This is a genomic window from Saprospiraceae bacterium (assembly GCA_016712145.1).
GTDB lineage: Bacteria > Bacteroidota > Bacteroidia > Chitinophagales > Saprospiraceae > Vicinibacter.
Genome location: JADJRO010000001.1, coordinates 477237 through 491848, shown reverse-complemented (window position 1 = coordinate 491848; position 14612 = coordinate 477237). Strand labels below are relative to the sequence as shown.

The following is a 14612-nucleotide window of genomic DNA, read 5'->3' as shown; positions in this document are numbered from 1 at the left end:
ATGACAATTAATAGAAAATACGATAAGGTAATCTTTGGAATTATCATCGGACTGTGTGTTCCTTTTGCATCTTATGGAATTTTATTAGTAATTTATGATCAATTGGATCATTGGGGAATTTTTAATCCTCTAGGAATGAGTTCTAATTTTAGAGAACGTACCATTGCATTGATCGCCATTATTTGCAATGTGATTCCACTTCAACTATTTAATCGCAACCTGTTTCTTGAGGCCATGCGGGGCATTGTCTTCCCCACTCTCATTTATGTAATATTATGGATGTACTTCTATGGTTTTGATTTGTTGCAATGATCCGAAATTTTAAAATTTATATTATAGCAGGCGAAGCATCCGGTGATTTGCATGGAGCTGAATTGGTCAAAAGATTTAAAGAATTAAATCCTGATATTTCAGTTAGAGGTTGGGGAGGAGATCGATTGGTTGATGCGGGTGCACACATTGATATACGATATGAAAAAACCAACTTCATGGGATTTTCAGAAGTACTCAAAAACATAGTTAAAATACTTGGGTTTTTTAGGACTACTAAAAAAATTATACTTGATTGGAAACCTGATTGCCTGCTTTTAATAGATTATCCAGGTTTTAATTTAAGAATGGCTTCATGGGCTTTTGATCATAACATTCCAGTCTATTATTACATTGCCCCACAAGTATGGGCATGGAAAGAAAGCAGAGTTAAGAAATTAAAAAGAAATTTGAGAAATCTTTATGTAATTCTTCCTTTTGAACAAGAATATTTTAAAAAACATGGAATGAATGTACATTATTATGGACATCCCTTAGTTGAAAGAATCAAGAACTTTAAATTCAACCCTAACTTCAGACTTAAAAACAATTTAAGCAATCAATCCATTGTTGCTTTGTTGCCCGGAAGCAGAAAACAAGAAATTAATTCAATGTTACCAGTATTTCTTGAATCGCTAAAAGATGAATCCAGTTTTCAAATCGTGATTGCGGGTCTTAAACAACATAAATTAATGTATGAATCCCATCTAGAAAAATCTAAGATTAAAGCCACTGTTGTTTATGATGATGCATACAATTTATTGCACCAAAGTCATCATGCACTCGTAACATCAGGTACCGCTACCCTGGAAACTGCATTGTTTAATGTGCCTGAAATTGTCTGTTATAAGGGAAATCAATTTTCATACTACCTTGCTAAAAAACTTATAAAAGTGAATTATATCAGCTTGGCAAACCTTATCGTTAATCGTAAGATAGTCCCAGAAATGATTCAGCAAAATTGCAACGCACAAAGTATTAGAAAAGAACTCAATTTTTTGAAAGATCCCAAAGTGAGGCTTGAAATGAAAGCAGACTTAAAGCAACTTGCTGGATTATTGGATGGTAAAGATTGTTACAACCAGGTGGCTCAGCATATTTTAACTGACCTAGAAGAATTTAAATATGGGCCTCCTCAATAAGCTATTTGGCAATGAAAAACAACGAAGTGCTTCTTTTCAAGTGCTGGCAAATCAATTAAATTTAAAATACGAACCCCAAAATGAATTTGGATTAATCAAACAATTAAGCGATTTTGGACTCTTTAAAATTGGAAGTTCGCAAAAAATTTCAAATGTACTTATTGAAAAGACATTTGATTCTGAAAATTATTTATTTGATTATCAATATGTCGTATCAACAGGAAAATCTGCGGTACGGTTTGAACAAACTGTTTTTTTTGTAAATTCAAAGCAGCTGTCCCTGCCCCAATTTGTACAGAAACCTGAAACATTCTTTACGAAATTAATGGCTTATTTAGGTTTTGATGATATTGATTTTGTGAAATTCCCTGAATATTCTGATAAATTTCATTTAAAAGGTGAATACGAAGAAGTTATTCGGTTTTACTTTTCTGAAGAATTATTACAACTGCTTTCAGATCAAAAATCTTTTAATATGGAGGCTATGAATTATTATTTTATATTATACCATCAAAACAAATTAATTCATACATCTGAATTAAAAGCTTTTAGAAATTTAGGAATGATGCTGTATAATTTATTTTTAATTCAAAGTAAAAAAAGTGATAATTTTCTTCTACCCTAATCTTTGAATCCATTTGATTTAATGAATTCCTAAAAAGTGCCAGACTACAATTCCAGCTGCTACACTTACATTTAAGCTATGTTTAGTCCCAAATTGAGGAATTTCAATACATGCATCTACTGTATTTAAAATAGGTTGACTTATTCCATTTACTTCATTTCCAAATATCAAAACATATTTAGCATTTAAATCAACTTTAAATTTTTCAAGCGATTGGCTCTGATCCGTTTGTTCGATTCCAATTATTTGATACCCTTTATTTTGTAAATCTTTCAGACAGTTTACAGAATCAGCAACAGCTTCCCATGCTACACTATTTGTGCTTCCTATAGCAGACTTTTCAATTTCAGGGTGCGGAGGTTTGACGCAATATTCACTTAAATAAATGGATTCCAATAAAAAGGAATCTGCAATTCGGAATAGTGAACCGATGTTATGACCCGATCGTATTTGATCCGCAAAGAGAATGATCGGGCGTTTAGGAATTGCACGAAAATCCTGTAACTCCAATCTGTTTAGGTCGAGCAGTGATTTTTTCTTCAAAACATTAATTACGGCCTGTTTTATATTGGATGCACGCTTTAATAAATCCAACAAATAATGGGTGTGGAAGCTCTACTCTGCTTTTTAATTCTGGATGAAATTGAACACCTACAAACCAAGGATGTTCTTTCAGTTCAATTATTTCAGTCAACTGATTGTCTGGATTAATTCCTGTTGCGATCATGCCATTTTTTTGCAGCACATCAAGGTATTTATTATTAAATTCATAACGATGCCTGTGGCGCTCTGAAATAAATTCTGTTTTATAGCACTTTCGGGCTAATGATTTCTCTTTTAACATACAAGGATATGCTCCCAATCGCATAGTTCCGCCTTTGGTTTTAATTTTTCGCTGATCTTCCATCAGATCAATTACTGGATTTTTTGTATTGGGGTTTACTTCTGTGGATGAAGCATCTTTTAATTTTAATACATTTCTACAAAACTCTACTACAGCACACTGCATACCAAGGCAGATTCCAAAAAAGGGTAAATTTTTAGTTCGAGCAAATTCAATTGCGCGAATTTTTCCATTTATTCCACGTTCTCCAAAGCCTGGAGCGACCAAAATTCCGTCCAGATCTTTTAATAATTTGCGGACATCCGTTTCTTCTTCAATATCTTCAGCATGTATTGGAACAACTTCTACATCGCATTCATTTGCTGCACCCCCATGAACAAATGCTTCATGTATTGATTTATAAGCATCTGGTAATTCGTTGTATTTACCGATTAAGCCAATTCGAACAGATTCACTTGGATTTTTAAGGTGTCCTAAAACTTCTTCCAGTTTTTAAATCAGGTTCCATTTTAGTATGAATCCCCAATTTTTCAAGCACCCGAATGTCTAATCGCTCTTTAAGCATTAATAGAGGTACATCGTAAATTGTATCTGCATCCAATGCTTCAATAACATTTTCTGCTTTTAAGTTACAAAACAAGGCCAATTTAGCTTTAATTTCATCTGTTACAGGCCTTTCTGTGCGGCAAACAAGAATGTCCGGTTGAATCCCGGCTTCTAGCAATTCTTTTACCGAATGCTGTGTAGGCTTGGTTTTGAGCTCCTTTGCTGCAGACAAATAAGGCAATAGCGTCAAGTGAATGGTTACGACATTTTCTGGCCCAATATCCATCCTAAATTGACGTAAAGCTTCCAAATAAGGCAAAGACTCGATATCTCCAACTGTACCGCCTAATTCAGTGATTATCATATCAAAACCCAAGTCCCCTAACAATGAAATGCGTCGCTTGATTTCATCAGTAATGTGTGGGATGACCTGGACTGTTTTACCTAAGTAATCACCGGCACGTTCTTTATTAATAACGGTTTGGTATATTTTTCCAGTAGTAATGTTATTAGCCTGGGAGGTGGGTTTATTCAAAAACGCTCATAATGTCCAAGGTCTAAATCCGTTTCTGCGCCATCATCTGTTACATAGCACTCCCCGTGTTCATAAGGATTCAAAGTTCCGGGATCCACATTGATGTAAGGGTCAAATTTTTGGATGGTAGCATTAAATCCACGTGCTTGAAGCAATTTAGCCAATGAAGCAGAAATAATTCCCTTCCCTAAGGATGATGTTACACCTCCCGTAACAAAAATGTATTTTGCCATAAGATTGTATTTAGTTTACTTTGTTACGGGTCGTAAAATTAGGCTATTTTTTCAATTTATGGTAGAATACTTCTCTAATCAATTATACATCTACCCGATCAAATCCATTGCAGGAATACCAGTCAGGGCTTTAAATATAACCGATCAAGGTCTTGAATTTGATAGATTTTGGATGTTGGTAAATGAAAACTATCAAATGTTAAGCCAGAGAGATTTTCCAAAACTCAATTTGTTAAAGATATTTGAAGATGAAAATTCCTTTAAAATCCAGAACCCTTCAAAGCCTGATAATTACATTGAAATATCAAAAAATATAAATACAATCAGAAATGTTGAGGCTTCTATTTGGGATCAACGCGTACAGGCAACTCTGGTAGATTTTAAAGTATCTGACTGGTTCTCAGAGTTTTTAAATGCGAAAGTGTTGCTCTTAGCAAATGCCCTTAGGTTAAAAACCAAACGAATAAATGACAAAAATTACGAGCTTCAATTGAATTTTCAAGATGGTTATCCGATACATTTAGTCAATTTAAAATCTGTTACAGATTTAAGCAAAATGTGTAATTTAAATATTGAACCTGAACGTTTCCGTGCTAATATTTATATAGACTTACCTGAGCCTTACGTTGAAGACCAAATGAAATACATCCGAATTAATGGCATTGAATTTGAGTTTTTAAAACCTTGCGAAAGGTGCATTATGATCAATTTAAAGTCAAGGAGTTCTTTTTTTACGAAAGAACCATTAAAAACCCTTTCAACATATCGCAAGCATTCAAATAAAATTCAATTTGGAAGTTATATTAAACCAATCCAAATGCTCAATTTTTAATGAGTTTCGAATAAAACAATCTTCCTTTAGAATTTATACATTTTAATATATAACTACCCGAACTTAAATCTTTACCCAACAACTCATTCCATCCAGAATTCAGATTGCCCATAGCTACCACTTTGCCCACAGAATTTACAAGCAAATAATGTAATGCTCCATAAGTTGGGTCAACATAAACTTTAAATGACTCGTGAAATGGATTCGGTTCAACAAACAATGTTGTGTTTTGCTCCTCTTTCGTCTTTACAGTTTCTTTGAAAATTTTTATGTTATCGAGAATAACCAAATCAGAACTCGTATCAATTTGTGAGTTTAAACTATCAATAACACCATTTAATGCAATGCTTGTTACTTCAATAGAAATCGCTCCTCCATTTATTGGAATATCTTGCTCATAATAGTGATTTAAAGCTTCACGAGAAGCTGTTTGAATATAATTTGGCATTCCAATCAATCCACCAGTTTCGTTTCTGAATTGAACTCTGGTACCTGCCGCAAAACTTTGGCTGTTTAACATAGAATCATACGGAAAAGATCCCAGTTTTTGAATATAATCAAATGATAATTTTGCTTTGCTTAAATCTTTCGTATCAACACACAAATAAAGCGTACTTGTAAATTTTGGATACTCGTAATAAAATCTGCTAAATTCGCACCATTTGTTGGAATAAATTTATTTGCATTAAAGATATTGCCCCCAGTAAAAACGATTGATTCTGAATTAATAAAATCGGATTGAATTTTAACATTTTGAAATGAATCAATTTTCAATCCCAATAAAGTAGAATCAAATTGATTACCGGAAAACGATTCTAAATAACCAAAACCAACATTATTAATGTAAACTGCACTGAAATAAGCCGCATTATTGGTATCAACAGTATCTTTTGCATAATCCAATTCACCCAATATTCTCTTATATCCGCTAAATACACGATCCAAATTAAAAAACGGAGATTGATATTGATTTCCGGGGAAAATAGTGGTTGCTGTATTAAATGTTTTGGTTATTACTTGATTGTCATACTTTAAATTTAACTGCAATTCTGTCCCTTTGGGAACTGGCGAACAACCGGTGTAATTTGAGGTAACCCGTGCCCTTAAGAACCCATTCTCACATGAAGATCCATTTATTTGGATTTGTACGGATCTAAAATCATGATCACTATTTGCATTTTTTGTGATAGCCATAGTGATTCGATTATTTGAAGTATCTGCATCATTTGCAACGGATGCTTCCACTGTGATGCTTACGTTTCTGTCAATTCTAGCAGGATTGATAAATGCATATACAAATGAGCCGCCAGGTAAAATATCTTCGGTTGTAGTATAATTTTCAATAATCTTATTTTTTTGAGGTACGCTGATTGTAAACACCATATCTGTACCCTTAGGAATACTACTATTACAACTTAAATTTACTATTCTGATTTCAACTGGAAACAGTCCTTCCTTGCAAGCAATTTGAGGTATCTTATTATTAACAAGTTGTAGGTCGTTTTCAATGAGACCTTTTCCTACTCCAACAGCCTTCCAGGCTTCAGTGATGTTTAGGTATTCTTTGGAGCATTTACCATAATTCTTTTCTGCTATTAAAAGTGTTGCTTCACGAACATCAAAATAATAACTTGTAGATGTAAGGTAGTTATCCATCGCATCATACAAGATTTTAAGGGTTGGAATCATTCCTAGCTTTTCTACAACATAGGTTTGACCTGCTTCATTAGTGCCTGTTTCTCCTACAGATAAAATATAAAACCAATAATTAATTACACCGCTGTTTGTATGAACCCCTCCATTATCTGAAGAATTACTGATCCAGAATTTACCCTTATATAATTTTGGATTTCGATAATGATTTGGATTTGCCATGTTTCTAAAAGCAGTATCTTTTTTTACAAACGGTCTGCCTCCTAATAACCAATTAAATCCGGCTGGATCGTATTCTTGCTCAATAGCCTTTCCAAAAATATCGCTTAATCCTTCATTAAGTGCACCGGATTCGTATAAGTATTCCAATCCGCATGTAAATTGAGTTACACCATGTGTTAATTCATGTCCAACTATATCAATTGAGGTTATTGGCCCTGTGTTTATGGAATCACCGATTCCAAACAAAGTACCGGTACTATTCCAATATGCATTCACTAAATAGACACTATCCCGAAGCTTGTTTACTAATTTAAGATTTTTACCATCCACTCCATCCCTATCAAAATACTTTTTGTAAAAGTCAATGGTCTTTTGGGATCCGAATTGAATGTCCAAGGCGCCTTTTCGTTGTGCAAAAGATCCTTTTTCCCAATAATTATCCTGGTCTTTATATGTTCTGCCAGATTCTGAAATAGTTTGAATCCCATTCCCTCGTGAATTGTCTGTAAGTTGATACACAGAATCAATTAATTCCAATTCCATTTCCTGATCTCCATGATACAATGTTTGGGCGATTCCCTTTCCACCAACACAACTTTGGATTAAATCATAGCTTAATATCATTTCACCGGAAATAGCGTCAATATAAAATCTTCTATTCACAAATAAATCATGGTTATCATAATCTAATTTAAATGCTAATTTAAATTCACCGGATCTATTTGGATACTGTGTATCCATAATAATTAATTCTGCATTTGTGAAATGGTGCTTAGGTTCTGGATCCTGAACAAAATATTGTGGAAATTTTTGCAAACAAATCAAGGACAATTCTGAAATTTCTATAGTTGGAATTGTATTTAAATCTCTTATGTCTTCTCTGCGACCATTTAAACTCTTAACTTGACCTTCAAATTCATGTACTAAAAAAGTTGCTCCAAGTACTTTTACACCATTATAATATTGCTGAAACTTAAAATGAATCCATTGATCTTTTGCAATTTTACTTGACAACACTTGAAATGAATTGCTTTCTGATAAATTTAAATAACTATTGAAATTACTTATAAGTTGATCTATACTTAACTTGCTTTCAGAAATTGCAGGAACATACCAATTTTGATTTGCATCAGGCCTTGGCAATTCAATTGCAACAACCGATTTTATTTGAGAATATATATTTACACAAAACAAGAAAGCAACACACGCTGCAATTACTTTATACATAGAGTTTAAATTAGATTTTAATAAATCGAATTATATCAAAAAATGAATTTCCGATCAGTTTAATGTAAATTACTCCAGATGGAAAATCCTTAATATTTAAATCAAAATTCTGGGAAGAATTCAGAATCCCATTCCTCAATAAATTACCATTGGAATCAAAAATTGAAAAATTAAGATCCTTAGGAAGTTGCTTTTTAAAATAAATGGTAACTCGATCATTGGCCGGATTTGGAACTAAAATAAGTCCATTTAAATTATCTTGACTACCAGTTGAAACAGGCAGGCAATCTATTTCACCAGATTTTGAAATACTGCACCCAAATGAATCTACCATTTGAACGGCATATAAATCCAGATGTCGCAACGTGTCTCCATCCTGATTCCCTAGGATTTTTATACCTCCTGCATAGCTTGTAGAGTTCACATGCAATACAGCTTGACCACTTCGATTCCCATTGGAATCAACTACACATTCGTAATTAACTAGTAAATTAGGTCTTGCATAGGCGCAAGAATCAAAATTACATTTGATTTCACCTTCTACCTTGACACTACATCCAGCTTCATCCTCGGCTTGAACAGAATATTTTTCTCCCTGGCTCAATTGATCACCCGTACGATTGCCAGTCAAACTTAATGCACCTAAATTTCCTGTGGCTGAAATGGTTAATATCGCTTTTAATAAGGTGTCTACACAAGTATAATCCGCTGCAATACTTAATTTGGATTGCGAACAATCAAAAGGTGGACAATTAATACGACCTTCTTCAATCACATAACAACTGTCGCTATCTATAATAATAATTTGATAAGTATCTCCATGGCTCAATTTACTTCCATTTGGAGTTCCGTATAAGTAATAAGCTCCGGAACCTCCTTTGCCATTTATATGTAATATTACTTCCCCAGTTTGCCTTCCAATTTGGTCTATTAAGCACTCAGAAACAATTTCCAAATCGAGGGTAGAATTCTTGCAGTGGGCAGGAGCTTGACAATCCACAGAAGTTTTAACAAAATCTCTACATCCGGATTCATCTTCAACAAATGCTTCTATCTGGGTTCCAGGATACAAAATTTCATTTGCTCCTGGACCGGTATACGTATGATTGCCTTTTCCTCCACTGACAGTATAATTTACTTGTCCTAATACACCATGCAAACAATCAATTTGCAAATTTAAATCAATAGGTATAAATGGAATGGCTTTGCTTAGCTCATCGATTCGCACACAAATATCTCCTTCAATAGCTTTTAAAGGATTTACAGCTGCCAATATTTGTAAATAATATGTTTTTCCAGCTTCCAAACCATTGATAACAATTGGACCAGCACAAGGATCAGGTGTTTTACCACAAACTATCTCAGTTAAGTTAGAACAACTTCCGGAATAGATACCATAATGAAATAGAAACCCTGCTTGGATATCCAATGAAATGCTTTTTTCTGAAGGAGCTACAAAACTATACCAAACATCGGGTGAATTATAAACTATACAACTTGGTTTAATGGTACTCTTCGCACTATTGATCGTGGAACTACTTTGACATGCTGCATTTAATGTTATTGCTTTTGAAGTAATACAATCTTCATTTGTTGGTTTATTTGTCGAATGATCTTTTACTTCCATACACAAATGTCCTTCAATACTAGAGAAGTATCCTGATACTTGAATAAAATAGTCAGTATTTAAAGTCGGACTTTCTAATAATAATTTACCACCCAAATCCTCACATTTAACTTCTACAAGTTGAGTACAGGTGCCTTTAAATACAGTCAAAACATCTGCAAAATCTGCGTGAGAAATAATTTCTAAATCCTTAGTTGAACTTGTTCTAAAATAATACCAAACATCAGCTCTTGATTTATTATTTAAACTGGGAACCGGATTATCAAATTCAGCAGCGATATTTGTTTCAGAAATACAATTTGAATTTATTGAAATTAATTTTTTAGAATCACACAAATCATGAGGCGGATAAACAGGATCTTGTTTCTTAATGCTAACACATAATTCTCCAATGTCTTCTCTACCATAAAAACCAATTTGCTTAGCTACCCGAATAAAGTAAGTCTTTCCATTTTCAACATCTATAAAATTGGTTTCACCCTCAAAACCATATTCATCTTTATTGAAACATTTAAGATCCTTTAGATTCAAGCAAGAACCTTCAAAAACGCTAACAGCATCGTTGTAACTTGCCTTTGTTTCAATTTTTAATTTTCCAGAAAATGCACTTTGATATTTATACCAAAGTCCTTGAGTAAAATTACCTGAACATTGTACAGTTGGTCCAGTTATAAAAGCTCCGGTACTATTACCTCCCAAACAATTCTTATCCAATTCGATTGTTACTGCTCTGGCACAATCATCATTATCAGGCCCGGCTAAACTCAAATTATCAATAATAACCAGTGAATTAAAATCTATTCCTGATGTCTGATATTCAAAAGTAAATTTTGCTTTTTTACTGGCATTTGTTGAATTAAAATTAACTGCCTGATTTACAACGACCAAACCATTTTGAACGATATCTTTTGTATATGTTTGAACAACTTGTTGATTTCCATCAATTATTGCATAAACAGTTAATTTATTGTTTGTATTTGTATTGATAAGCCGCAATCCATAGTTTAAAACATATTGGTCATATGCAAATAAATCAAACTCTTTTGTTGTAATTGAAAATTTTTTATCTCCTCCATTTGTTGAAGATGTTTGATTGTAAACAATACTGCAGGTAGCATCCGAAGAAGGAAACAGATTGCTTTTAACAATGGAAAACCACTTGTTCCTTTTTCAATTAATAAATTCCAATTAGCTGGAAGACTGCAGGCACTGAATTGCTCATAAGCTATTTGATTTTGAGCACTTATAAATTGAATACTTACAAATACGAAAAATATAATTTTTTTCATAGCCTTCCTAGTTTAAAAAATATTAAATCTTCTTGACAAAGTCTTTCCTGCACTGTCGAGTTGATAAATATACTCTCCTGGCGGAATTTTATATTTTACTGGGTCAAATGGAATTGCATAAGACCCTTTTGTTGTAAACCCTTCATGCAACACAGCAAGTGTTTTTCCATTTATTGATTTGATCTGCAATTTAACTTCATTAGATTGCAACTGCGAAAATTTAACTTCAATGATTTTATTATTAAATTCATTTGGATTGTGTCCTAAAAGCAAGGTATTAAAATTAGAGCCGTAGCTTTTTCCATTACAAGGATTATCAAATAGATTTAAACGAGGATAAGATTTTCCTAAAGAATAATTTACCAGTTCGGTGTCAAGGCATAAATATTGTTCCATTACACTGGAATACATGGATCTAAAATCAATGCAACTTTGATTTTCGAAATAAACCCTTGTGTCCCCAGCCTTTAAAGTTGCATCATTTAAATTCATTGGATTGCCAGTAAAGCCACCTTTTACAGCATCTCCAAACAACATCATCGGAGACATGTTACCATGATCGGTACCAGCAGAACCATTTTCGCGAATTGTTCTACCAAATTCAGAAAAACTCATCAAACACACATTCTTATCAAAATTGTCTGCTTGTAAATCCGCAAAAAAAGCAGATACTGAATCAGCAATATGACCAAGTAACGTGGCATGGTATGTTTTTTGGTCGGCATGCGTATCAAAACCATCCATATAAACCATAAAAATCCGAGTACCTAATTTTCCTTTTATAAGTCTGGATACAATTTTTAATTGCTCTGCCAATCTGGATGTAGTATTTGCCGGATAGCTAACTTTATTTAATGTTGAATTGTATGCTTGAGTAACGGATTGAGAATATCGCAATGAGTTATTTGTCAATTGTCTTAAGAACTCAATTTCCTGACCTTGTGGACAATCACTTAATCCATCTGTAGGGTATAATTTACCATATTGGGCCAGCCTGTAAAATTCATTTGGATCATTAAAGACCAATTCATACTGTTGATTATTAGCAGACTTAAATACTAAATCAGCACTGTAGCCAATTCGCAATGCAGGTGGAACCGTGGGAGGTGTTTCACTAAACGACGGAAAATCCTGTTCAAGAAATCGACCCATATACCCTGAATTGTATCGTTTATCATAAACGTTATCAGCTGCACTAGACCAATTGTCAATAGACGAAAAATGCGAATAATCCTGATTTGGATAACCCACATTATGAATAATATTCATTTTTCCTGATTGCCACATCGGCATTAAGGACTGCATCGTTGATGGCAACGCAAAATCTGAACCACCAAATCCTGACAAAACCGTGTTGTCATTATAATCTGTACCAAATTTATGGCTCAAACCAGGTCTTAAATTAATATATTCAGCTTTTCCAGCATTGTCTGAATGAGGAAATACCATATTCAGTCCATCATTTCCTCCAAACAATTTGAGCAAAACGAGTATTGAATCGCCACCAGCTGCAAGCGGTGCAGCAAAAGCGTTTGATAAAATTGGATTTACCGGAATCCCACTCAATAACATGGTACCTAATCCTGCAATCCCTCCGGTCATTAAAAATTGCCTCCGATTCCAGGTTAAGTGATCTTCATTGTGTTTTTCTCCAAGATCTGAGCGAAACAGGTTTTTGTCAAAATTTTGATCGTTGCACATATAATAGATTTTGGAGTTTACAATAATTGATATCCAGGTAATGTTACTAGATAGTTCATCAGGTTAATCAATTGATTAGGAACTGTAACATAATCAAGACTCCATGTACCATCCAGATAATAATTAGAAGGTACAGAGGCTTTAAAAATTCCGATGGCTGTTTGAATGTATTGTTCATCCAAATCAACTGTCATAAAATAATTAATTACATTTCTAACAATTAAATCCGGATCTTTTGAATTATTACTAATATCTTTTAAAAAATTTCGATATTTAGTTTTTGTTGAATCATATTGTAAATAATAACTCATTTGATCCCTATTATATTTCCAACGGTTTACAAGAGTAAATTCATTCAACCAGGATCTATAACCAGGCCATCCTGCAACGTTTATGGGATTAAATAAAGTTTGACCAAGATTATTATTTGCATAATAAAGAAAACTTAAAGTATCTCTGTTTAAAGTATTCGGAAAATTAACAGGATCTGTGACTTCAGCTTGAAACGAATTATTTATCCATTTGTATTTAAAATAATCTTTTCCAGGCTCTAAATCCAAACTTCGACAATAATGAATTTGATTATCTATATGACTTTTTATAATCAGTCCCATTGCTTCGTCTTCATAGAAATGCTCGCTTTTAAACAAGGTCTTTAAAACGGAAGCTATATTAAAATTGCTATTAATAAAAACAGTAGCTAATCCATCAATTATATCCTGAGGAGGATCATTATATAAATAATATTTATATAATTTTTTACAAATGAATTTTGCAACTTCGTTTTTCTTTGCTTTAAATATTACCTCATCATGTAATTTGTCATATTCGTTTTTTGCTTTTGTCAGCGCTTCTGCATCAGTAGATGGCACTACCCCTCCATTGTTTCCAACCTGTTGACCAAAAATTACTTTACCTTTCCAATCATGATTATACCTATAAAAAACAAATTCATTCTCTCTGAGTGGACCGATATAGTACTGTCCACTTCCTGCAGGCGATTCATAATAAGAAATATTCCAACCGGTTAATGCACGTGCTACTTCTGCTACATCTTTCTGCGTATAATTTCCAACACCCATTGTGAATAATTCCAATAACTCCCGTGCATAATTTTCATTTGGCCGACCATTTACATTAGCATTTCCATTTAAATACAAGATCATTGCCGGAGTTAATCCAATAGCTTTCACAAATTCCCGAAAATCACCTAAAGCATATTTGTGAAGTAAATAATAATACTGAAAAACCCAGGTTGGTCTGTTTCCAGTGACATCCGCAGTGGCAACAAAATGGTTTGACCAAAAAAGTACCAATTTATGACGCACTCCTTCTGTAACCATTCCATTAAACCACATATGGACCAACTCGAGGTATTTGTAATATGCATTTGGATCCTCAGCTATGGATTGCTCTTTCCAGGCATACGTATAGTCATACGTTTTAACACCCACTTTCTTTTCTCCTGGAAGAGGATGGGAAATGGCTGTGCTGATTAGATAATCTACCAGAACAGAGGGTTTATTGGCTTTCGCTGCTTGGATCAGGTATAAAGGAGCGCCATTACTAATTTTATTGTACAAATGATGAATGCGCTTTTCATTCCAAGGTTTGGACGGGCTGGGTACATATTCCTGCAGACCTCCCGTAAAGCATTTATTATCGGGCATAATTTGAAATTTAACCGTTGTAAAATTACATGTTTACACGTTTAATCCAAATTTAAAGCTCGATTTTAATTAGATGGCAAAATAATTTTCGAGCAATACCTGCTTGTCATACCTCTGATGTCGTTTCAATACGAATTGTCCAATTATTAAAGTAGGA

General features: G+C 33.6%; 11 protein-coding genes and 1 pseudogene. 4 read left to right on the top strand and 8 right to left on the bottom strand.

Annotated features, from left to right (window positions below; all coding sequences use genetic code 11):
- Genes IPK91_02105 through IPK91_02095 form a run of 3 tightly spaced genes read left to right on the top strand, consistent with a single transcriptional unit; the run spans position 1 to position 2076 of the window.
- Positions 1-312 carry a hypothetical protein gene (locus tag IPK91_02105; GenBank protein MBK8296084.1) on the top strand — a complete coding sequence of 104 codons (312 nt, stop codon included), beginning with the start codon at positions 1-3 and terminating at the stop codon, positions 310-312.
- Positions 309-1451: a lipid-A-disaccharide synthase gene (lpxB, locus tag IPK91_02100; GenBank protein MBK8296083.1), complete on the top strand. Its 1143-nt coding sequence runs from the start codon at positions 309-311 to the stop codon at positions 1449-1451. Before IPK91_02105 ends, lpxB begins: the two co-directional genes overlap by 4 nt.
- Positions 1435-2076: a hypothetical protein gene (locus IPK91_02095; protein ID MBK8296082.1), complete on the top strand. Its 642-nt coding sequence runs from the start codon at positions 1435-1437 to the stop codon at positions 2074-2076. Before lpxB ends, IPK91_02095 begins: the two co-directional genes overlap by 17 nt.
- A gap of 18 nt (positions 2077-2094) precedes the next feature.
- Here the strand turns inward: IPK91_02095 and IPK91_02090 are convergent, their stop codons facing one another.
- Positions 2095-2619, bottom strand: a complete 525-nt coding sequence (locus IPK91_02090; GenBank protein MBK8296081.1) for a TrmH family RNA methyltransferase — start codon at positions 2617-2619, stop codon at positions 2095-2097.
- A 4-nt stretch (positions 2620-2623) separates the two neighbouring features.
- Positions 2624-4234, bottom strand: a pseudogene (locus tag IPK91_02085) (CTP synthase).
- Positions 4235-4292: 58 nt separating this feature from the next.
- Here IPK91_02085 and IPK91_02080 point away from each other — a divergent pair.
- Complete coding sequence (locus IPK91_02080; protein ID MBK8296080.1) at positions 4293-5066, top strand: MOSC N-terminal beta barrel domain-containing protein; 774 nt, start codon at positions 4293-4295, stop codon at positions 5064-5066.
- On the opposite strand, the gene IPK91_02075 is transcribed toward IPK91_02080, so the two are convergent.
- Genes IPK91_02075 through IPK91_02050 form a run of 6 tightly spaced genes read right to left on the bottom strand, consistent with a single transcriptional unit; the run spans position 5056 to position 14455 of the window.
- Positions 5056-5670, bottom strand: a complete 615-nt coding sequence (locus tag IPK91_02075) for a T9SS type A sorting domain-containing protein (GenBank protein ID MBK8296079.1) — start codon at positions 5668-5670, stop codon at positions 5056-5058. The genes IPK91_02080 and IPK91_02075 overlap by 11 nt on opposite strands.
- Positions 5646-8168 (bottom strand): M4 family metallopeptidase, encoded by a 2523-nt coding sequence (locus tag IPK91_02070; GenBank protein ID MBK8296078.1) that lies wholly within the window; start codon positions 8166-8168, stop codon positions 5646-5648. The genes IPK91_02075 and IPK91_02070 overlap by 25 nt, the downstream gene beginning before the upstream one ends.
- A 10-nt stretch (positions 8169-8178) precedes the next feature.
- Positions 8179-10791 (bottom strand): T9SS type A sorting domain-containing protein, encoded by a 2613-nt coding sequence (locus IPK91_02065; GenBank protein ID MBK8296077.1) that lies wholly within the window; start codon positions 10789-10791, stop codon positions 8179-8181.
- 8 nt (positions 10792-10799) lie between these two features.
- Complete coding sequence (locus IPK91_02060) at positions 10800-11084, bottom strand: hypothetical protein (protein ID MBK8296076.1); 285 nt, start codon at positions 11082-11084, stop codon at positions 10800-10802.
- 12 nt (positions 11085-11096) lie between these two features.
- Entirely contained in the window at positions 11097-12785 is a 1689-nt protein-coding gene (locus IPK91_02055) for a DUF1501 domain-containing protein (GenBank protein MBK8296075.1), read from the bottom strand.
- Between the two features lie 17 nt (positions 12786-12802).
- Positions 12803-14455 carry a DUF1800 domain-containing protein gene (locus tag IPK91_02050; protein ID MBK8296074.1) on the bottom strand — a complete coding sequence of 551 codons (1653 nt, stop codon included), beginning with the start codon at positions 14453-14455 and terminating at the stop codon, positions 12803-12805.
- Between the last annotated feature and the right edge of the window lie 157 nt (positions 14456-14612).

Coding starts and splice junctions, on each gene's coding strand:
- IPK91_02080 (MBK8296080.1), top strand. CDS start 4,293: ATGGTAGAATACTTCTCTAATCAATTATACATCTACCCGATCAAATCC.
- IPK91_02055 (MBK8296075.1), bottom strand. CDS start 12,785: ATGTGCAACGATCAAAATTTTGACAAAAACCTGTTTCGCTCAGATCTT.
- IPK91_02095 (MBK8296082.1), top strand. CDS start 1,435: ATGGGCCTCCTCAATAAGCTATTTGGCAATGAAAAACAACGAAGTGCT.
- lpxB (MBK8296083.1), top strand. CDS start 309: ATGATCCGAAATTTTAAAATTTATATTATAGCAGGCGAAGCATCCGGT.
- IPK91_02060 (MBK8296076.1), bottom strand. CDS start 11,084: ATGAAAAAAATTATATTTTTCGTATTTGTAAGTATTCAATTTATAAGT.
- IPK91_02050 (MBK8296074.1), bottom strand. CDS start 14,455: ATGCCCGATAATAAATGCTTTACGGGAGGTCTGCAGGAATATGTACCC.
- IPK91_02070 (MBK8296078.1), bottom strand. CDS start 8,168: ATGTATAAAGTAATTGCAGCGTGTGTTGCTTTCTTGTTTTGTGTAAAT.
- IPK91_02105 (MBK8296084.1), top strand. CDS start 1: ATGACAATTAATAGAAAATACGATAAGGTAATCTTTGGAATTATCATC.